Source organism: Curtobacterium sp. MCLR17_051, from assembly GCF_003234395.1.
Lineage (GTDB): Bacteria > Actinomycetota > Actinomycetes > Actinomycetales > Microbacteriaceae > Curtobacterium > Curtobacterium flaccumfaciens.
In genome coordinates, this window is sequence record NZ_QKTA01000014.1 from 68,276 (window position 1) to 87,978 (window position 19,703).

A 19,703-nucleotide genomic window follows, 5' to 3' on the forward strand; every position below is an offset into this window, starting at 1 on the left:
CGGGAAGAGCAGCACGAGCGTACGGGCGCCTCCTGGGAAGCCTGCGGCGGCCCGCCGTGATCGCCCGTTGGGGGTTCGGCGTTCAGCGTTCGGCGTTCGGGGTTCGCCGCGGGTTGCTCGCCGCGGGGAAGGTGCCTCCCCGGCAACGAGTGACGGTTCTGGTTCACGAAGCGGGGGCTTCGCGAACCAGAACCGTCACGGGTCGCTCATGCACGGCGGTCAGCGCTCGCGTCGACCGTCCTGTCGACCGCGACCGCGACCCCGACGCAGGCGCCAGCCTCCGGCGGACAGCGACAGCGCGGCGATCACCGCGATGACGACGGTCCAGATGACACTGGTCGCGTCCATCAGACGTCGCGGTGGTCGTGCGGCGGGCGCTGCACCTTCGTCGGCTCCGTCACGAGTCCGGTCGGGGCCTTCTCGGCCTGCTTCCGTCCGTGGGTGAACCAGGTCAGGATCCAGAGCAGCACGCCCAGGGCCAGCAGCGCGCCGGCGATCTGGTACTGCTGCGGGTCACGACCGGACGAGAACGGCAGGACGAGCCACAGGCACGTGATGATGCCGATGACCGGGATGATGACGCCCGCGCGGAAGTGCTTGTGGTCGACCTTGTCGCGGCGCAGCACGAGCACGGTCACGTTCACGACCGCGAACACCGTCAGCAGCAACAGCGAGGTGGTGCCACCGAGGACGACGACGATGGGGGAGTCCGGGTCGAGCGAGACCCACCCGATCAGCAGCAGCGAGATGAGCGTGGTGAAGACGATCGCGGTCGACGGGGTGCGACGGGCGGGGGAGATGCGGGACAGGAAGCCCGGCAGCACACCCTGCTTGCTCATACCGTAGAGCAGGCGCGACGCCATCATCATGTTGATCAGGGCGGTGTTGGCGACGGCGAACATCGAGATGAAGGGCAGCAGGTCGGCGATCGGGAAGTCCGGCGCGGCGGTCTGCACGACGGTGACGAGCGGGGTCTCGTTGCCGGCCAGCTCACCGATCGGCACCACGGCCACGGCGCAGATCGACACGAGCACGTAGATAACGGCGGTGATGCCGAGGCCGGTGAGCATGATCTTCGGGAAGATGCGCGAGGGGTCCTTGGTCTCCTCGGCCATGTTGACCGAGTCCTCGAACCCGACCATCGCGAAGAACGCCAGCGACGTCGCGGTGCTGATCGACAGCAGCAGGGACTTGTCCTCCGGCGTCTCGAACATCACGACCCGCGAGAAGTCCGCGTTGCCGCCCGCGATCGCCCAGAACCCGATCAGGATCACCATGACGAGACCGGACAGCTCGACGAGGGTCAGCACGACGTTCGTCTTGACGCTCTCGCTCACCCCGCGGAAGTTGATGAACATCACCGCGAGCATGAAGCCCATCGCGATGAGCATCACCACGCCGTTCGGCAGCTCGATGCCGAACCCGGCGCCGAGGTTCGCCGCGAACGCCCGCGATGCCGTCGACGCCGACGTGATCCCGGAACACATCACGATGAACGTCACGATGAAGGTGACGAAGTGGATGCCGAACGCCTTGTGCACGTAGAGCGCGGCACCGGCGGTCTGGGGGTACTTCGTCACGAGTTCGAGGTACGAGAAGGCCGTCAGCAGCGCGACCGCGAACGCGATGAGGAAGGGGAGCCACGCTGCCCCGCCGACCTCGGCCGCGACCTGGCCGGTGAGCGCGTAGACACCCGTGCCGAGGATGTCGCCGACGATGAAGAGCAGCAGGAGCTTGGGACCGATGACCCGGCGGAGCTCGTGCTGCTCCTGCTGTGGGCGGTCCGTCTTGGTGGTGGCCATGCGTCACCCTTGCGCGCTGGATGCCTTTCTGTCCAGTCCCACAGGAAGGTTTCTCGCGATCGCAACACGGTCCCTCGGCGACGGATACGCTCCGGCCATGGACCAGCAGTCGAACACCACCGAGGAGCCCATCGAGTTCGCGGACTTCAACGCGAAGCTCCTGGTGCTCGACGTCCTCTGCTACGACCTCGACGTCCTCGACCCCTACGACCCGGACGCCGAGGACGAGACCGACGAGGACCTCGACGTCGACGGGCAGGACGACCGGGCGCGCGAGTACTACGACGACCTCGACCTGCTGCCGTCGCACCTGTCGCTCGTCACCGAGATCACCGTGGACTCCGACCTCGAGGTGCTGCAGGACGTCCACCCCGGCTGGGACGGCTCGGACGACCGCTTCGACCCGCAGAACTGGGACGACCTGCTCGACCTGCCGGAACTCCGCACCGTGTACGCCGCCGCACCACTGCCCGCCCACGTCGCCGAGCGGCTCGCGACCAAGGGCGTCGAGGTCCGCTCCGCCTGAGCGGGACGCGACCGGGACTCGACCGGGACGGACCGGGCGGACCGACGGCTAGCCGTCCAGCGCCCGCAGCTCTTCGGTGAACTGGTTCGCGCCGCCCTGCGCCGGGTGCCTAACGGCGGTCGCCTCGATGCCGGCCAGGGCGAGCGCTCCCTGCGCCTTCCGACCGACGGCGACCACCCGGACACGGTCCACGCCGCCGAGGGCCTCCAGCAGCGCGAGGGCGACGGGCGCGCCCGAGCGGACCTCGGCGGGTCTGGGGGTTCGGTTCGTCAGCCGGTCCGGTGCCACGAAGGGGTGGTGCGGGAAGATCGCCCACGCGACGGGGAGCGCACCGCGCCAGCCCTCCAGCGCAGCGTGCACGACGCGCGACGAGGCCTCCCACGGTGCCGTGGGCTCCGGTGGCGCGACGTACTCGGGTCCGAGCTCGCGCATGCTCGTGAACGGCACACCCGTGTTCGTCATGCCGCGCCACCCCGGTGCCTCGGCCACGAGCAACGTGTCAGCCCCCGGCCCGGACTGCTCCATGTACCGCGTCAGGTTCGCTCGCCGGAGTCGTCCCTCGGGCGATCCGACGTCGTAGAGCGCCTCGGCGTCCGACTCGACGGGCACCGCGTCGAGCGCCGCCCAGAACGCGGCGAACCGGCCACCCGTCCCGCTCACGAGCGCCCGAGCACCCGGCGGTAGACGTCCTCGAGCCCCGCGGCCGACCGCTCCCAGCTGAGGCGCTCCGCGTGCTCCCGGCCCGCAGCGGCGAGCCCGGCAGCGTACGGCGCATCCGTCAGGATCCGCTCGATCTCGTCCGCCCACTCCTGCGGGTCACGGGACTCGAGCACGACGCCCGTCTCCCCGTCGACCACGGCCTCACGCAGGCCCCCGGCAGCCGCGGCCACGACCGGCACCCCGGAAGCGGAGCCCTCGAGCGCGACGAGCCCGTACGTCTCGGAGTGGGACGGCACGAGCACGGCTGCCGCGCCACGGAACAGGAACGCCAGGTCGGCACGCGACTGCGGCCCGATGAAGGTGACGTGGTCGGCGATGCCCCGCGCGTCGGCGAGCCGACGCAGTTCGTCCACGTAGTCGCCTGCCTCACTCGAGACGTCGCCCGCGATGACCAGGGTGGGGCGGGCCTCCAGGCTGATGTCCGCGATCGCCTCGATCGCCAGGTCCAGGCCCTTGAGCGGCTGCACGCGCGCCGCTGCGACGACGTAGGGGGTGGCGGCGCGGCGCGCACCGACCGCGGCGGGGCGGAAGACGGACCCGTCGACCCCCGGTGGCACGATCCAAATGCGGGCGTCGTCGCCGCCGAGCCGGGTGCGCACGGTCGACGCTTCGGCCTCGGACACCACGACGACGGCGTCCGACTCGCGCGCGAGCAGTTCCTCGCCGGCGATGCGGCCGGCGGACTCGGGACGTTCGCCCTCGGACAGCGGTGTGGCCGGGTCGGCGGCGATGGAGTGGAACGACTGCACGTGGGGGATGCCGCGCTCGCGGGCGACGGGCAGCGCGGCGGCGCCGGAGAACCAGTGGTGCGAGTGCAGGACGTCGAACGGCCCGAGCTGCTCCAGCTCGTGGCGGAACGGTTCGATGAACGCGTCGTGCTCGCCCTTCGGCACCGGCTCAGCCGGCCCCGCGGACAGGAACCGCAGGCACACGCCCGGCACGAGCGACACCGAGTCCGGCTGCGTCGGGGCGGACCGGCGCGTGATGATGTCCACGTGGTGGCCCAGGTCGGCCAGTGCCTCGGCCTGGTGCCGGACGACGACGTTCATGCCGCCGACCTCGCCCGAACCGGGTTCGTCTCCGGGGGAGGTGTGCAGCGACACCAGCCCGATGTGCAGGGGTTCGGTCGTCGTGCTCACCGCTCAACCCTAGCCGCGCGGCCTCCGCTGCGACGGGCGTGCGGGTGCCACCACGACGGGCCGTCCTGGCGGGTCTGGAACACGTGCGCGCCCCGGCGTAGCATTGGTGCATGCCCAAGCGAATGGTTCGGACCGTCTCCGGCTCGGAGCGCGTCAAGCGGACGCGCGCCGTCGCTGCGGTGATCCACTCCGGGCGACTCGAAGGCTTCAAGGACAACCCCGAGTGGATCCGGTACATGGACCGCTTCGCGAAGGGCGAGATCAGTCGCGAGGAGCTCCGGGCTTTCGCGCACCGTCGGTGAGTCCTCGACCCGACGGCGGGTACTACGACGACCAGTACGTCCTCCGCAACAAGTTCGGGGCCACGAGCCGTGATCAACTCGCGGAACTCGAGGTCCCCGAGGTGCAGGACCGAGAGTTGGACCTCCTGCTCGGTGAGGTTCCCGGACTCGCGGGGCTCCTGCCATCGGAACGGGTGCGCCGTATCCACGCCCATCTCTTCCAGGACGTCTACGTCTGGGCAGGTGAGTACCGGCTCGACGGCATCGCGAAGAACCCTGACGAACCGTTCCTGGCGCCTGAACTGATCCCCGTACGGATGGCCCGACTGGACGATGAGCTCGCTTCGCCCCGGATGCCGGAGCGTCCTCTGGACTTCTTGACCGAACAGTTCGCGACGCTCAACTACATCCATCCCTTCATGGAGGGCAACGGGCGAACCCAGCGGGAGTTCTGGCGCGAGTACGCGGCCGAGCGCGGTGTCGTGCTCGACTGGCGGAGGGTCACGACGAATGAGAACCATCACGCCGCCCGCCGGTCGATGCTCGGTGACTTGCAACCCCTTCGCGAACTCCCCACGAAGGTGATCTGCACGGCGGCAGCAGCGGGCGAGATCTGATCCTCCTCGCGCCGTCAGCGCTGCGACGGGCGTGCGGGCGCCACCACGACGGGCCGGCGGCCCGCCTCGTCCAGCGGGTCGGACGGGAGGGCCGGATCGCCTCCCAGGATCTGCACGCGGTCGTCGCCGTGTCGCTCCCAGAACGCCGCCGTCCACGCGCACAGGGCCCCGTCGAGCAGGTCCTCGCGGTGCTTGTGCGTCGGACCGTGCAGCACCGACGGGTCGGCGAGCCGCTGCGTCAGCGGGTGCGAGTCCAGCAGCAGCGGCGGGTCGAGCAGGGTCTCGCGCAGCCGCCGGACCAGTTCGTCGAACGCCTCGGCGCGACGGGCACGCGCCTCGGCGGCGGGGATCCGCAGGTCGAGTCGCTTGTAGCGGGGGCGTTCGACGTCGTAGCCGAGTTCCTCCACCCCCACCAGCGTCGTGTGCGGGTAGCACTCGAACATCGCTGGACCGGTCCGTGCCCGCATGGCGTCCGTGTCGGAGACGTAGTCGACGCCCAGCTCGGTAAGCCGGTCGAGCAACGCCGAGCCGGCGCTCGCTGCCGATGCCTGGTTCGTCGGGTTCGCCGCGACCTTCCACCGGCCGTAGCGCTGCCCGACCTGCCGCTCGGATTCGCGGATGCCCGTCGGGTTCGTCACGACGAGCGAGGCGTCCACGGCGATCAGGGATCGTGGCCCGAGGTGCTCGGCGATCCAGTCGGTGACGGCGTCGACCCCGCGGGCCCACCCGGCGTCGGTGATCGTGCCGTCCTGGCCCATCGCGATCAGCCCGGTCTCGTTCGCGGCCTTCCGCTCGGAGCCGAGCCCCCACGCCAGGTCGATGCCGAGGTACGCGTTCACCCGCCCATCCTGCCGACCCTGCCCGCAAGACACCGGTGTCCGCGCGCTGAACACCGGCGTGCGCGTGTTCGACCAGGGAACACCGGTGTCTTGCGGGAGGAAGAGCGGTCCCGGCTGCGGGCGGGCGGCCGCCACGCGTGTACGGTCCGCTGCATGGCGAGCGAAGCGACGACGGTGCGGGTGCCGGGGCCCGACGGTGACCGCGAGGTCCGGATCAGCAGCCCCTCGCGGGTGCTCTGGCCCGAGGCGGGCATCACGAAGCTCGACCTGGCGGAGTACCTCGTCACGGTGGGCGACGCCTTCGTCCGGGCGAACGGCGACCGGCCGATCTCGCTGCAGCGGTTCCCCGGCGGCGTCGACGGTGAGCAGTTCTTCTCGAAGAACCCGCCCAAGGGGGCGCCCGACTACGTCCGCTCGGTGACGGTGACCTACCCGAGTGCCCGGTCGCACCCGCAGCTCGTGATCGACGAGCCGGCCGTGGCGGTGTGGGCCGCACAGATGAACACGGTGGTGTTCCACCCGTGGGCCTCTCGTGCCGAGGACAGCGACCACCCGGACCAGCTCCGCATCGACCTCGACCCGCAGCCCGGCACCGACTTCGGCGACACGGTGCCGGTGGCCGAGGAACTGCGGAAGGTCCTCGACGAGGTCGGCCTGACCACCTGGATCAAGACGAGCGGCAACCGTGGCCTGCACGTGTTCGCACCGATCCGCCCCGAGCACGAGTTCCTCGAGGTGCGGCATGCAGTGATCGCTGCGGCGCGCGAGCTCGAACGCCGGATGCCCGACCAGGTCACGACGGCGTGGTGGAAGGAGGAGCGGGGGCAGCGGATCTTCGTCGACTTCAACCAGGCGAACCGCGACCGCACGATGGCCGGTGCCTACAGCCCCCGAGCTCTGGCGCACGCATCGGTGTCGACGCCGATCGGGTGGGACGAACTGCGCACCGCGGACCCGACGACCTTCACGATCCGCACGGTGCCGGAGCGGCTGCGGACCACGGGCGACCCGTGGGAGTCGATGGGGGAGCAGCCGGGCAGCATCGCGCCGCTGCTCGAGTGGTGGGAGCGGGACCTGGCGAACGGCGAGGGTGAGCTGCCGTTCCCGCCGGACTTCCCGAAGATGCCGGGGGAGCCGCCGCGCGTGCAGCCCTCACGAGCGAAGAAGCCGAGCTGAGCCCGAGCGGCCGAGCGGCCGAGCAACCGGCGGCCGAATGCCGAACAGCCGCGGCCGAGCCTCAGGCTGCGGAGGAGACGTCCCGCTGACGGTCCGGGTCCTCGACGCGCGTGGTGTGCGTCGGCAGCCCGATGCTGGCGGTGTGCAGGCGGGTGAGCCGCGACCAGGTGCCGCGGTGCACGTCGGTGATGCCGTCGACGATCACGAGCCGAGTCCGACCGTGACGAGTGCGAGCGCCGTGGCGGTCACGCCGGCGATGGCGCTGATGACCGCGCTGAGCTGCAGGACGCGCTGGCGCCGTGCCTCTCGGACTTCTGTGAAGGGGCTCCGCCGAGGGTGGCGGACAAGCGTGCTGGTGCTCATGTCGATCCGCTCCGATCCGGGCGTCCGAACTGGACGCCTCGTGCTGCTGAGATCATCCTGGCACGGCTTCGCTAGTTCGGCTAACTACTTTTCCCCGAACGTGACAGAACAGCGACAAACGGACACCGCAGTGCGTTCCGTCGTCAGGACAGCACGTCGTTCAGGTCGTACGCACTCGGCACCTCGAGCTGCTCGAACCCGCACGACGTCGCGTCACGGTCGGGCCGCCACCGCTCGAACTGCACGGTGTGCCGGAACCGGTCGCCCTCCATCTGGTCGTACCGGACCTCGAGCACCAGCTCCGGCGCCAGCCGGACGAACGACGTGTCGCGACCCGACGAGAACCGCGACCGTTCCCCGTCACCGGTGACGGGCCTCCCGTCCGCATCGCGGAGCACGACGGGCTCGAGCTCGTCGATCAACGCGGCCCGCCGCTTGTCGGAGAAGGCGGAGACGCCGCCGACCTGGCGGAGCTCGCCGTCCGCGTCGTACAGCCCGACGAGCAGCGACCCGACGCCGGAGCCGCTCTTGTGCACGCGGTAGCCGATGGCGACGACGTCGGCGGTGCGGTGGTGCTTGATCTTGAGCATCGAGCGCTTGTTCGGTTCGTACGGCCGCGCTCGGGGCTTCGCGACGACGCCGTCGAGCCCGGCGCCCTCGAAGGTCGTGAGCCATTCACGCGCCTGCTCGACGTCGAGCGTGGTGCGGGTGACGAAGAGCGGGTCGGTCATCGCGTCGCCGAGCTGCTCCAGGCGCTCGCGACGCTCGTCGAAGGGGCGGTCCACCAGCTCCTCGCCGTCCACCGCCAGCAGGTCGAAGGCCACGAACTGCGCCGGCGTCTCGACGCTGAGCTTGGCGATCCGCGAAGCCGCCGGGTGGATGCGCTGTGACAGGGCCTCCCAGTCGAGGCGCTCGGCACCGGGCTCACCGGAACGCAGGATCACCTCGCCGTCCAGGACGACCGGGTGGTCGCGGCCGCCGAACTGGGCGCGGAAGGCCTCGACGAGCTCGGGGAAGTACCGGGTGAGCGGCTTGGCCCCGCGGCTGCCGATCTCGACGTCGTCACCGTCGATGGTCACGATGCCGCGGAAGCCGTCCCACTTCGGCTCGTACCGCAGCCCGCCCTTCGTGCTGTCCGGATCGGGGACGGTGGCGACGGCCTTGGCGAGCATCGGTGCGATCTCCATGGGTCCTGTCTACTCGCGCGCGGTGGCGGGGCTGCGCACTTCGTGAGCAGGAATGGTCGGGTCCAGTACCCGCACCCGACACCTTCTGCTCACGATGCGCGGCCGGGAGGCCCGGATCACCCCGGGCAGGTCGGCCAGCGTCGGTAGGGTGGCCGGCGTGACGACCGTGCCCCCACCGGCAGCGCCGGCCCCGGAACCGATCAGCCCCGTGCAGGCCGCCGCGCTCCGCGACGGCGTCCTGCCAACCGTCGAGCAGGTCCGGCCGGGCATCTGGACCCTCGCGGTGCCGTTCCGGTTCGGGGTGCCCGACGCGACCCTCGTGTACGTCGTCGAGGGGGCGGACGGCTCGCTCGCGGTGATCGACCCCGGGTGGTCGGCCGACGGCGGGCTCGCCGAGCTGCGGGACGGGCTCGCCGCGATCGGACGGACCCTGGACGACGTGTCGCTCGTGGCCGTGACGCACCTGCACGCCGACCACCTGGGTGCCGCGGCGGCCATCCGCCGGGCGACGGGTGCACGTGTGGCGATGCACGGCCTCGAGGTCCGTGCGCTCGAACGGGAACGCGCCGACGCCGAGCGGAACGACGCCGACATCGCGACGTGGGGGCTGCCGGAACACCTGCGGGCCGGGGCCGTCGAGGCCTGGGGCAGCGGACGCCGGATCGGGATGGGCCGGATCGAGTCGCCGTACGCCGACGTGCTGCTCGGGGACGGCGACCTGCTGCCGATCCCCGGTCGGACGATCCGCACGCTGTGGACCCCGGGGCACACGAGCGGGCACGTGTGCTTCCTCGACGAGGCCGACGGGCTGCTGTTCTCCGGCGACCACGTGCTGCCGCGGATCAACTCCGGCATCGGGCTCGGCGGCCGGACCGGGACGAACCCGCTCGGCGACTACCTGGCGTCCCTCGCGCGGCTCGACCCGTACGCCGACCTCGAGGTCTGCCCGGGCCACGAGTACCGGTTCCGGGACGTCGTCACCCGCGCGCAGACCCTGGCCCGGCACCGGGAGGAACGCTCACGCCACGTCGCCGCGGCCCTCGATGCGCTGGACCATCCGACGCTGTTCGAGGTCGCCGCCCGGGTGCCCTTCAGCGGCGGGATCGAGTCGATGACCGGGTTCCTGCTCGCGAGCGCGCTGACGCAGACGGCCTTCCACGCGGAGCTGCTCGGGCGGGCCGACGAGGTGCAACCCGTCTGAGGAGCGCCGCAGCCGCGCGGGTCAGCCGAGTGTCGTCGCCAGGCGCTCGATCGTCGTCTTCGCGTCGGCGAACTCCGCGGCGGCGTGGTCGGCCAGCGGTGCGAGGTCCGGCAGCCGGTCGGCCAGGGTCGCGCTGACGGTGATCGGGTACAGCTTCATGCCGAGCGCGGTGCCGAGCACGATGTGCAGGACGGGGGAACCATGGTCCCAGCCCTCGGTCGGGGTGCCGGCGTCGTAGGTCGCGCCGCGGCTCACCACGGTCACGACGGGTCGTCCGGCCAGGGGCTGCACGCCGCCGGTCAGGATGCCGGGCACGTGGATGCGGTCGATCCAGGCCTTCAGGGTCGACGGCACCGTGTAGTTGTACAGCGGCGCACCCACCACGACGACGTCGGCGGCCAGGAGCTCGTCGATGACCTCTTGCCGCAGTGCGTCGGCCTCGGGCGCGACGGTCTCCTCGGCGGTGCGGTCGGCGGCGGCCCAGTGCAGCGCCGAGCTCTCCAGGTGGGGGAGCTGGTCGACGTGCAGGTCCCGTCGGACGACGGTGTACTCCGGGCCCCGGGCGCGCCAGGCGTCGGCGAAGGCCGCGGTCAGTGCGCGCGAGCGGGAGTGGGACAGGTCGGCCGAGGAGTCGATGTGCAGCAGCGTGGGCATGTCGCCAACGCTACCGGCGCGGACCCGGCCGGGCGCGGATGCGAAACGGCCCCGCCTGCTCCGGTGGAGGAGCAGGCGGGGCCGTCACGGGCCTCCCGTCCACCGCGCGGGCACGCGACGGACGGGAGACGTCTCAGGGTGTCAGCGCTGGGCGCGACGACGACGCGCGAAGCGGGCGCCGATGAGGCCGGCACCGGCGACGAGCAGGCCCAGGGCCCACGGCAGCGCGTCGGTGGTGTCCGAACCGGTGTAGGCGAGCTGGCCGCCGGTGTTGACCGGGGCGACCGGGGCCGCTGCCGGCGCGACCGGGGTCGGGTCGGCGATACCGGCGACCGCGGTCGGCTGGACGTCCACGGCGAACGAGGTGGCGAAATCGCCGGCGGCGACCGTGAGGTTGTGGATCGAGGCGTGCGGGAACGTGACGCCGATGAAGCCGAACTCACCGATCTCGGGGTCTGCGGCGATGACGTCGGTCGAGACGTCCGACGTCACGGTGGGCGTGATCGACTCGTCGTCCTCGCCCAGGACCTCGTTGCCGAACCGATCGACGACCGTGCCGGTCACGATGAGCGTCCCACCCTGCTTGATCGTGGGACGACCGCCGTCGACCTCGGTGCCGACCTGGCCACCGTCGCCGTCACCCTGCGTGATGACGGTGTAGACCTTGCCGTCCGGGTCGATGATCCACGTGGTGCGCTTCTTGGTGTCGTTCTCGTCGAAGTCGAAGGCTCCGGCGCGATCGGTCGTGTAGACGAACAGGCCGAGCGGCGCACCGGCCTCGACGTTGAGCGAAACGTACTGCGTGGTCGTCTCGGTGCCGCTGGTCGCCGTGACGGCGAAGGTCCAGTCCCACGCCTCGGTGGTGACGCCACTGAGCTCACCGGTCGAGGCGTCGAAGGTCAGACCGTAGGGGAGCTGGTCCGCGGGGGACATCTCGTCCTCCGGGAACTCCTCGGCGTACTCGGCGTCGTCCTCGTCGAACCAGGCGAGGCTGTACTTCGGCTCCGGGAAGCCCTGCGCGCGGAAGGTGTGCGAGAAGGCGTCACCGGCGGCGGTGCTCAGCTCGAGCGGGCTGTCCTGCGTGGCACCGGCCTTGGTGGGCTGGCCGTCCTCACCGAGGAACGCCGGGGTCTGCGTCACGGCGGCGGTGGCCTCGGACTCGACCGTGGAGGTCTCGGTCGCGCCGGGCAGCGTGCCCGTGACGGCGACCGTGATGGTCTTGCGGACGTCGGTCGGGTCGACGACGTAGCTCGCGGCCTTCGACAGGACGTTGCCGTCCTGGTCGGTCCAGGAGTACTTGTACCCCGCCTCGTCGTCGAAGCCGGTGACGACGGCGACGAGTCGGGTGCCGACCTTGGCCGTGCCCTCGATGGTGACGGTGGCGTCGGCGGCCTTGGCCGTGACGTCCGGCTTCGGGGTCTCGGTCGGCTTCGGAGCCTCGGTGGCGGCCGGCGCGGTGGTCTCCGGCGCGGCGGGCTCGGTGGACTCGGGGGTGGGCGCCGGGGCTTCCTCGACCGGAGCCGGGGTCTCGGGCGCGGTCTCGACGGGCGGGTCCGTCGGCGTGGGCGTCTCGTCGGAGACGACCGGAGCGGGCGTCTCGGCGGCCACGATCGGCTGCGTGGTGTCGAGCGTCTCGGCGTTGGCGGCCGTCGCGGTCATGATGCCGAGGCCGGTGGTCAGGCCGACCAGGGCGACGGTGGTGCCGACGGCGCAGGCGCGACGGACGGTGGAGGTGCTGCGGTGCACGGGATCCCCCAGGGATTCGGTCCGGGCTCATCGCCCAGATCATGTGAATTTGCCGAGAATGTCGGCGTTCTCGGATCGTAGCGGGATGACGTTGCCGGGCTGTGACGATTCACCGGAATGTGACCCGGGTTGGGGGTGCGTGCGGGAAACCGCCGGACCCCCGCACGCGCGGCGCGCCCTGTGGGTTCGGAACGACGGACGGGAGGCGCGGTGCGGGCCCGCACCGCGCCTCCCGTCCGTTGCGGGGTCGCGTCTCAGGCGCGACGGCGACGCAGCCGGTGGACCAGCAGACCGCCGCCGGCGGCGAGCAGGCCCAGCGCCCACGCGAGCGGCCCGGAGGCGTCAGCGCCCGTGTAGGCGAGGTGCCCACCGCCGCCGGCCGTCGGGGTCGTGTCGCCGACGGTCGCGACCGACGGCCGCACGTCCACGTCGAACGTGGTCGAGACGTCACCGAGGGCGACCGTGATGGTGTGCGGCGAGGCGTGCGGGAACCCGACGCGGGGCTCCCACTCGCCGTACGGCATCGTCACTTCGTCGCTGGCCACGCTGCTCGTCACGACGGGCTGCGCGCCGTCGGACTCCTTCGTGCTGTTCCCGAACGCGTCGAGGGCCGTCACCCGGACGACCATCGTCGCCCCCTGGGCCACCGGGACGGCGTCGACCGGGATCGACTTCGGGCTCTCCGCGAAGATCTCGCGCAGGCCCTCGGCGTCGCGGAGCCACCCCTTCGGCGACCCGATCGTGCCGACGAGCAGGCTGAGTTCCTCCGTCGCGGCGGGACGGATGGACAGGTGGACGTACTGGGTGGCAGCGCGGGACCCGTTCATCGCCATGACCTGGAAGTCGTACTCGCCAGCCACCGTCGGGGCACCGCTCAGGACCCCGCTCGTGTCACCGACGGCGAGGCCGAGTGGTGCGATCGGGTGTTCGTTGCCCGGGACGGGGAACGCCGTCGGGCCGGTCAGCAGGACGTAGTGCAGCTCCGTCGACGACCCCGTCGCGGTGAAGGTGCGCTCGATCTGCTCGCCCGCGGTGGTCTCGATGCGGATGGGTGACTCGGGCGTCGAGGGCTCGGTGAACGTGATGGTGTCCGGGGCGGCGGGCTCGTCGGTGTCCTCGGCGCCGACGACGACCTCGAACGACGTGGAGACGCCCCCTTCGGAGACCGTCACGGTCCGGGTGCCGGTGCCGCCGAAGGTCACGGTGTTCGAGGAGTCCCCGTCGTTCCACACCGCCGAGTCGGAGTCGTCCGTGCTCGTGACGGTCGACCGGGGGTAGTCCGGACCCGGCGTGGTCCGGTTGCCGTACGCGTCGACCGCGAGCCCGGCGAGCGTGAGGGGGGTGCCCTCGGCGACGGGGATGCTCGGCACGATGCGGACCCGGCCCTGACCGGCTGCCTGTTCCCAGATCGTGCCGTCGGTCTCGACCTGCCACAGCCCGTTGTAGTCGGGGGTGGCGACGCCGAACGTCACGCCCACGGGGTCACCGGGTGCGACCGTCAGCTCGACGTACTGCGTGATCTCGGTCGAGCCGCTCAGGGCGACGACCTGGAACCGGAAGGTCCCGGCCTCCTTCGGGTCGCCGCTCAGGACACCGGTGTCGACGTTGACCCAGTAGTCGGAGGACGGGGCGTCCTGGATGGCGTAGCCGACGGTGCCGTCGCCGCCGGTGGTCTCGAAGGTGCGTGTGAAGGGCGTGCCGCTGGTGGCGGTGAGCTCGATCGGGTCCTCGGCGGTCGACGGTTCCGTGAAGGCGAGGTCGCTGCCGTCGTCGGCCGCGGGTGCCGCGGGTGCCGCAGGCGCCGCAGGTGTCGCCGGTGCGGCGGGTGCCGTGGGCTCTGGTGCCGCCGTTTCCGGGACCGCAGTCGGCGTCGGGTCGGTGGACGGGCCTCCCGGCTGCTCGGCGGTGTCGACCGTCGTGACGGGCGCGGCGGGCGTGATGGGCGCGGCGGGCTCGGCCGGCGTACCGGGTGTCGCCGTGCTCGTGGCGGTCGTGGGCTCGGCCGCGACGGCGGTCGCGGCGCCGATGCCGAACGCCGACGACGCGGTGACGATGGCGACGGCTGCGCCGATGGCAGCGACCCGTCGTGTGGTGGAGGTGCAGGGCTGGTTCATGGGATCCCCCTCGGATGCCGGTCGGGGCACCGGGAGGTGCCCTCATCCAGGAGATGTCTGCGTCAACGAGATCCTGACGGATGCCCAGGTCTCGATCCGGTCACGGCGCTGGATGGTGCGCGCTGGATAGCGTGCGCGCTGGATGGCGTGCCTGCCGGCTGGAGTGCGCCGGATGGCGTGCGCGCCGGCGGATCAGTCGCCGACGGCCGCCGCCGCGCGCTCGAGCGCATCACGGAGTGCGCGGACCGCCGGGGACGACGACCCCGCGGACCGCACCACGGTGAAGATCGTGCGTCGGGGCCCCTCCGGCAGCTCGAGCAGCCGACAGGTCGTCGTCCGACCGGTCCACATCAGGTCCGGCATCAGGCTCACCGCGTTGCCCGACTCGACCAGACGGATCTGCGTCTGCAGGTCCGCGGTCTCGTACCGGACGTCGGGCTCGAAGCCCCAGCGCCGACAGACCTGCTCCGCGAAGTGCCGCGACGCGGTGCCGCGGGGTTCCATCACCCAGGGCATGGTGCGGGCGTCCTCGAGCGACGACACCGGGCGCAGGGCCGTGTCGAGCGGGGGCAGGGCGAGCCGGACGGCGTCGGTCGTCAGGTCGGAGCGGTCGAGCCCGGGCAGGTGCGGAGCGGCGTGGGCCGGGTACTGCTCGGCGATGACCATGTCGAAGTCACGAGCCCACGTCTCGTTCAGTGCGGTCTCCGGTTCCCGCTGGACCATCTCGACCCGGACGTCGGGATGTTCCGTGGCCATCTCGTGCAGGGCGCTCGGCATCAGGGCGAGAGCCGCGGACTGGAACACGGCGACCCGGACGCGGCCCTGCACGGACGACAGGGTCTCCTCGACCTGTGACTGCGCGTGCTCGAGGACGTCGAGCACCTGGCCCGCCGCAGCGACCAGTACCTCGGCCTGCGGGGTGAGCTGGAGCCGACGCCCGGCCTTGCGCAGGAGCTGCACGCCGGCCTCCCGCTCCAGGGCACTCAGCTGCTGCGAGACCGCCGACGGGGTGAAGTTCACGGCCTCGGCGACGGCCGCGATCGTGCCGCGGATGGACAGCTCACGGAGGAGCACGAGACGGCGGACGTCGAGCATGGTCCGACGCTAGCCGGATCAGGACCGGAACGGTAGCGAGACTGAACGGTATCCATCAGGAACGCTCACTTCCGCTACCGCATCCCCGACCTCCACACTGAACCCATGACGACGCTGCACGAGGACTCCGCCATCGACCACGACGCCCTGGCGGACCAGTCCGTCGCGCTCGTCCGACAGTGGCTCGCCGAGGCCGAGACCTACCCGGTCGACGGCTCGGCGAAGCAGCTCGCCGGCGTGCTCGCCGACCCCGCCGGACTCGACTTCGCCGTCGGGTTCGTCGACGGGGTCGTGCGACCGGAAGACCTCGCCGTCGCCGCCCGCAAGCTCCGCCAGATCGCCCCCGATGCCCCGGGGTTCCTGCCCGCCGCGCTCCGCGGACTCGTCCGGCTCGGCGGCGGCATGGCCCCGGTGCTGCCGAACGTCGTCGTGCCCATCGCCCGACGGGTCCTCCGGAACATGGTCGGCCACCTGATCGTCGACGCCACCGACTCCAAGCTCGGCCCGGCCATCGCCGGCATCAAGCGCGACGGCGTCCGCCTCAACGTCAACCTGCTCGGCGAAGCCGTCCTGGGGGAGCGCGAAGCCGCCCGCCGACTCGAGGGCACGCACAAGCTCCTGGCCCGCGACGACGTCGACTACGTCTCCATCAAGGTGTCCTCGACCGTGCACCCGCACTCGCCGTGGGCGTTCGGCCACGCGGTGGACGACATCGTCGAACAGCTCCGACCGCTCTTCCAGCGCGCCGCAGCCGCCACCCCGGCCAAGTTCATCAACCTCGACATGGAGGAGTACAAGGACCTCGACCTCACCATCGCGGTCTTCACGAAGCTCCTCGACGAGCCCGAGTTCCTCGGCCTCGAAGCCGGCATCGTGCTGCAGGCGTACCTGCCCGACGCGCTCGCCGCGATGCAGGAGCTGCAGGAGTGGTCCGCCGCCCGCCGCGCTCGTGGTGGTGCCGGCATCAAGGTCCGTCTGGTGAAGGGCGCGAACCTGCCGATGGAGCAGGTCGAGGCCTCGGTGCACGGCTGGCCGCTCGCCACCTGGCACACCAAGCAGGACTCGGACACCAACTACAAGCGCGTGCTCGACTGGGCGCTCACCCCATCGCGCGTCGAGAACGTCCGCGTCGGTGTCGCCGGGCACAACCTGTTCGACGTCGCCCACGCCTGGCTGCTCGCCGGTGAGCGCGGCGTGCGGGACGGCATCGAGTTCGAGATGCTGCTCGGCATGGCGCAGGGTCAGGCGTCGGCCGTGAAGAACACCGTCGGTTCGCTCCTGCTCTACACGCCGGTCGTGCACCCGGGCGAGTTCGACGTCGCGATCGCCTACCTGATCCGTCGCCTCGAAGAGGGCGCCTCGCAGGACAACTTCATGTCCGCGGTCTTCTCGCTGGTGTCCTCGCCGCCGCTGTTCGCCCGTGAAGAGGAGCGCTTCCGCGCGTCCCTGGTGCCGCTCGCGACGCCCGAGGGTCTCGAAGCGCCGGCCTCCCACCGTGTCGCCGACCGGTACGCCGCCGTCGGCCGCCCCGGCCCCGGCCACTTCGAGAACACCCCGGACAGCGACCCCTCGGTCGGCGCCGTCCGCGCCTGGGGCGACGCCATCACCGCACGGGTCGCCTCGTCGACGCTCGGCGTCCGCGCCGTCCAGGAGGCCCGGGTCGACTCCGCCACGGCGCTCGACTCCGCGCTCGGTCGTGCCAAGGCCGCGGGTGCGGTCTGGGGGACCTGGTCCGGTGGTGCGCGTGGTGCCGTGCTGCACGCCGTCGGCGACGCACTCGAGGCGAACCGCGCCGCCCTCATCGAGGTCATGGCGTCGGAGACCGGCAAGACCATCGACCAGGCCGACCCCGAGGTGTCCGAGGCGATCGACTTCGCGCACTTCTACGGCACCCTGGCGTCCTCGCTCGACGACGTCGACGGTGCGAGCTTCACGCCCGCAGCGCTCACCCTGGTCGCGCCGCCGTGGAACTTCCCCGTCGCGATCCCCGCCGGATCGACCCTCGCCGCGCTGGCGGCCGGGTCCGCCGTCGTCCTGAAGCCCGCGCCGCCCGCCGAGCGCTCCGGCGCCGTGCTCGCCTCGATCATCGAGACCGCGCTCGACGCCCATGGGGCCCCGGCCGACGTGCTCGCGTTCCTGCAGGTGTCGGAGAACGACCTCGGGCAGCAGCTCATCGCGTCGCCGATGGTCGACCAGGTCATCCTCACCGGTGCGTACGAGACGGCCGAGCTGTTCCGCTCGTTCCGCCCCGACCTGCCGCTGCTCGCCGAGACCTCGGGCAAGAACGCCGTGATCGTCACGCCGTCGTCCGACCTCGACCTCGCCGTGAAGGACGTCGTCGCGTCCGCGTTCGGGCACGCCGGCCAGAAGTGCTCGGCCGCGTCCCTCGTCGTCATGGTGGGCTCGGTCGCGAAGTCGAAGCGCTTCCGGAACCAGCTGCTCGACGCGGTGGCCTCGCTCACGGTGGGGTACCCGACCGACGCCGCGACGCAGATGGGTCCCGTCATCGAGCCGGCCTCGGGCAAGCTGCTCGACGGCCTGACGAAGCTCGGCGCGGGGGAGTCCTGGGCCGTCGAGCCGAAGCAGCTCGACGAGACCGGCAAGCTCTGGAGCCCGGGTGTCCGACAGGGCGTCCGCCGCGGCTCGGAGTTCCACCGCACCGAGTACTTCGGCCCGATCCTCGGCATGATGACCGCGGACTCGCTCGACGAGGCGATCGACATCGTGAACGAGGTCGACTACGGCCTGACCTCGGGCCTGCACTCGCTCGACCCGGCCGAGATCGGCACGTGGCTGTCGCGGATCCAGGCGGGCAACCTCTACGTCAACCGCGGCATCACGGGCGCCATCGTCCGGCGTCAGCCGTTCGGCGGCTGGAAGAAGTCGGCGGTCGGCGCCGGCACGAAGGCCGGTGGGCGGAACTACCTGCTCGGGCTCGGGTCGTGGACGCCGGCTGCGGCGACCGCGTCAGCTGTTCCCTCCGCCCCGGTCAGTGCTTTCGCCCGGGCTGCCGAGGTCGCTTCGCCGGTGCTCGACCGTGCGCTGGCGTCCGACGAGCAGGCGTGGTCGACGCTGTTCGGCACCGCGACCGACGTCTCGGCGCTCTCCGCCGAGCGGAACATCGCCCGGTACCTGCCGTTCCCGTCGGTGCAGGTGCGCCTGGCCGCGGTCGCCGACGCGGACGCTGACGCCTCGGTGATCGAGCTCGTCCGCGTCGTCGCCGCTGCGCTCCGTGCCGGCACGACGATCGAGGTCTCCACGGCCGCGACGCTGCCGTCGTCCGTCGCCGCGGCGATCCGTTCGCTGCCGATCGTCCGTTCGCTGTCGCAGATGGTGTCCGACGCGGCCTTCGCGAGCTCGGTCGCCTCGGGTCCGTCGACCCGGGTGCGGCTCATCGGCGGCGACACCTCGGCGCTGTACTCGGCCGTCGGTGGTCGCCCGGACGTCGCGGTGTACGGCGGCCCGGTGACCGAGGCCGGGCGGCTCGAGATCCTGCCGTTCGTCCGCGAGCAGGCGGTGTCCATCACGGCGCACCGCTTCGGCACGCCGAACCACCTGACCGACGACCTGATCTGACCCCGGACTGCGGCGCTGGCGTTCGGGTCCAGCGCCGCTTGCACGACCGAAGTGCCCCCGAACCGCGCGATCGCGTGGTTCGGGGGCGCTTCGGTTGTGCGGCGTGCGGAACGTGGTCCACGGGGCTGTCCGGTCGCCGCACGGCCTCGGGTGCTTCGGAGGGACCGAGCGTTGCCTCGGGTGCGCGTCGCAACCACGGCGCGCAACCTACGAGGAGCTCCACCATGACCGAGCCGTTCGCACGCCCGACCGCCCTGGCCCACGTCCGTGTCACCGTGACCGACATCCACCGGAGCAAGGCCTTCTACCAGCTGCTGCTCGGCACGGATCCGGCGATCGACTTCAGCGACCAGGTCGACGAGCCGGGTGTCCGCGAGGATCGCGAGCGTTTCTACGGCGGATCGGTGTTCCGGCTCGGTGACCAGGTGTTCGGACTCCGTCCGGTCGCTCCCGCAGGGCAGACGTTCGATCCGGACACCGTCGGCCTCGACCACGTGAGCTTCGTCGTGGGTTCGGTCGACGAGCTGCACGAGGCGGCCGCCCGACTCGATGCCGCGGGTGTCGAGCACGGCGAGGTCACCGACCTCGGCGACGCCGGCATGGTGATCCTGTCCGTGCAGGACCCCGACGACATCAACCTCGAGCTGGCAGCCCTCAAGGGCTGAGG

At 71.6% G+C, this 19,703-nt stretch carries 19 protein-coding genes; 7 read left to right on the top strand and 12 right to left on the bottom strand.

The window, feature by feature from the left end; genetic code table 11:
- Positions 1 to 219: 219 nt before the first annotated feature.
- Positions 220 to 348, bottom strand: a complete 129-nt coding sequence (locus tag DEJ06_RS18630; RefSeq protein WP_258372488.1) for a hypothetical protein — start codon at positions 346 to 348, stop codon at positions 220 to 222.
- Positions 348 to 1,802 (bottom strand): APC family permease, encoded by a 1,455-nt coding sequence (locus DEJ06_RS12370; protein WP_071404196.1) that lies wholly within the window; start codon positions 1,800 to 1,802, stop codon positions 348 to 350. Before DEJ06_RS12370 ends, DEJ06_RS18630 begins: the two co-directional genes overlap by 1 nt.
- Positions 1,803 to 1,899: 97 nt before the next feature.
- Between DEJ06_RS12370 and DEJ06_RS12375 the strand changes: the two genes are divergently transcribed.
- Positions 1,900 to 2,328 (top strand): DUF6892 domain-containing protein, encoded by a 429-nt coding sequence (locus DEJ06_RS12375; protein WP_052481637.1) that lies wholly within the window; start codon positions 1,900 to 1,902, stop codon positions 2,326 to 2,328.
- Between the two features lie 48 nt (positions 2,329 to 2,376).
- On the opposite strand, the gene DEJ06_RS12380 is transcribed toward DEJ06_RS12375, so the two are convergent.
- Together DEJ06_RS12380 and DEJ06_RS12385 are read right to left on the bottom strand one after the other, a co-directional pair.
- A complete protein-coding gene (locus tag DEJ06_RS12380) occupies positions 2,377 to 2,988 on the bottom strand; it encodes a uracil-DNA glycosylase (RefSeq protein WP_111039490.1) in 612 nt (203 codons plus the stop codon).
- Entirely contained in the window at positions 2,985 to 4,187 is a 1,203-nt protein-coding gene (locus DEJ06_RS12385; protein ID WP_111039491.1) for a glycosyltransferase, read from the bottom strand. The genes DEJ06_RS12380 and DEJ06_RS12385 overlap by 4 nt, the downstream gene beginning before the upstream one ends.
- A gap of 110 nt (positions 4,188 to 4,297) precedes the next feature.
- Here DEJ06_RS12385 and DEJ06_RS18315 point away from each other — a divergent pair, with 110 nt between their 5' ends.
- Together DEJ06_RS18315 and DEJ06_RS18320 are read left to right on the top strand one after the other, a co-directional pair.
- Complete coding sequence (locus tag DEJ06_RS18315; RefSeq protein WP_146245006.1) at positions 4,298 to 4,489, top strand: antitoxin VbhA family protein; 192 nt, start codon at positions 4,298 to 4,300, stop codon at positions 4,487 to 4,489.
- A 116-nt stretch (positions 4,490 to 4,605) separates the two neighbouring features.
- Complete coding sequence (locus DEJ06_RS18320; protein WP_181436837.1) at positions 4,606 to 5,085, top strand: Fic family protein; 480 nt, start codon at positions 4,606 to 4,608, stop codon at positions 5,083 to 5,085.
- Between the two features lie 14 nt (positions 5,086 to 5,099).
- Here DEJ06_RS18320 and DEJ06_RS12395 read toward each other — a convergent pair whose 3' ends face one another.
- The gene (locus tag DEJ06_RS12395) at positions 5,100 to 5,924 is read right to left on the bottom strand and encodes a DUF429 domain-containing protein (protein ID WP_111039493.1); all 825 of its coding nucleotides are present in this window, start codon (positions 5,922 to 5,924) and stop codon (positions 5,100 to 5,102) included.
- A 153-nt stretch (positions 5,925 to 6,077) separates the two neighbouring features.
- Here DEJ06_RS12395 and ligD point away from each other — a divergent pair, with 153 nt between their 5' ends.
- Entirely contained in the window at positions 6,078 to 7,100 is a 1,023-nt protein-coding gene (ligD, locus tag DEJ06_RS12400; protein WP_111039494.1) for a non-homologous end-joining DNA ligase, read from the top strand.
- Between the two features lie 61 nt (positions 7,101 to 7,161).
- Here ligD and DEJ06_RS18325 read toward each other — a convergent pair whose 3' ends face one another.
- The 3 genes from DEJ06_RS18325 to DEJ06_RS12405 form a co-directional block, all read right to left on the bottom strand.
- Positions 7,162 to 7,305: a hypothetical protein gene (locus DEJ06_RS18325; RefSeq protein ID WP_155896788.1), complete on the bottom strand. Its 144-nt coding sequence runs from the start codon at positions 7,303 to 7,305 to the stop codon at positions 7,162 to 7,164.
- On the bottom strand, positions 7,302 to 7,463 hold the full coding sequence (locus DEJ06_RS18330; protein ID WP_163343780.1) for a hypothetical protein: 162 nt from the start codon (positions 7,461 to 7,463) through the stop codon (positions 7,302 to 7,304). The genes DEJ06_RS18325 and DEJ06_RS18330 overlap by 4 nt, the downstream gene beginning before the upstream one ends.
- A 143-nt stretch (positions 7,464 to 7,606) precedes the next feature.
- Positions 7,607 to 8,650, bottom strand: a complete 1,044-nt coding sequence (locus DEJ06_RS12405) for an ATP-dependent DNA ligase (protein ID WP_071404190.1) — start codon at positions 8,648 to 8,650, stop codon at positions 7,607 to 7,609.
- A gap of 157 nt (positions 8,651 to 8,807) precedes the next feature.
- On the opposite strand from DEJ06_RS12405, the gene DEJ06_RS12410 reads away from it, so the two are divergent.
- A complete protein-coding gene (locus tag DEJ06_RS12410; protein ID WP_181436838.1) occupies positions 8,808 to 9,851 on the top strand; it encodes an MBL fold metallo-hydrolase in 1,044 nt (347 codons plus the stop codon).
- A 21-nt stretch (positions 9,852 to 9,872) separates the two neighbouring features.
- Here the strand turns inward: DEJ06_RS12410 and DEJ06_RS12415 are convergent, their stop codons facing one another.
- The 4 genes from DEJ06_RS12415 to DEJ06_RS12435 all read right to left on the bottom strand — a co-directional run bounded on the left by DEJ06_RS12415 (position 9,873) and on the right by DEJ06_RS12435 (position 15,460).
- Positions 9,873 to 10,505 (bottom strand): FMN-dependent NADH-azoreductase, encoded by a 633-nt coding sequence (locus DEJ06_RS12415; RefSeq protein ID WP_111039496.1) that lies wholly within the window; start codon positions 10,503 to 10,505, stop codon positions 9,873 to 9,875.
- A 141-nt stretch (positions 10,506 to 10,646) separates the two neighbouring features.
- Positions 10,647 to 12,251, bottom strand: a complete 1,605-nt coding sequence (locus DEJ06_RS12420) for a putative Ig domain-containing protein (protein ID WP_111039497.1) — start codon at positions 12,249 to 12,251, stop codon at positions 10,647 to 10,649.
- 254 nt (positions 12,252 to 12,505) lie between these two features.
- Complete coding sequence (locus DEJ06_RS12430) at positions 12,506 to 14,365, bottom strand: hypothetical protein (protein WP_111039499.1); 1,860 nt, start codon at positions 14,363 to 14,365, stop codon at positions 12,506 to 12,508.
- A 192-nt stretch (positions 14,366 to 14,557) separates the two neighbouring features.
- On the bottom strand, positions 14,558 to 15,460 hold the full coding sequence (locus DEJ06_RS12435) for a LysR substrate-binding domain-containing protein (RefSeq protein ID WP_071405378.1): 903 nt from the start codon (positions 15,458 to 15,460) through the stop codon (positions 14,558 to 14,560).
- A gap of 105 nt (positions 15,461 to 15,565) precedes the next feature.
- Between DEJ06_RS12435 and DEJ06_RS12440 the strand changes: the two genes are divergently transcribed.
- Positions 15,566 to 19,036 (top strand): proline dehydrogenase family protein, encoded by a 3,471-nt coding sequence (locus DEJ06_RS12440; RefSeq protein WP_111039500.1) that lies wholly within the window; start codon positions 15,566 to 15,568, stop codon positions 19,034 to 19,036.
- Positions 19,037 to 19,260: 224 nt separating this feature from the next.
- Positions 19,261 to 19,701, top strand: coding sequence for a VOC family protein (locus tag DEJ06_RS12445; RefSeq protein ID WP_071405380.1), 441 nt, complete (start codon positions 19,261 to 19,263; stop codon positions 19,699 to 19,701).
- Positions 19,702 to 19,703: the final 2 nt, after the last annotated feature.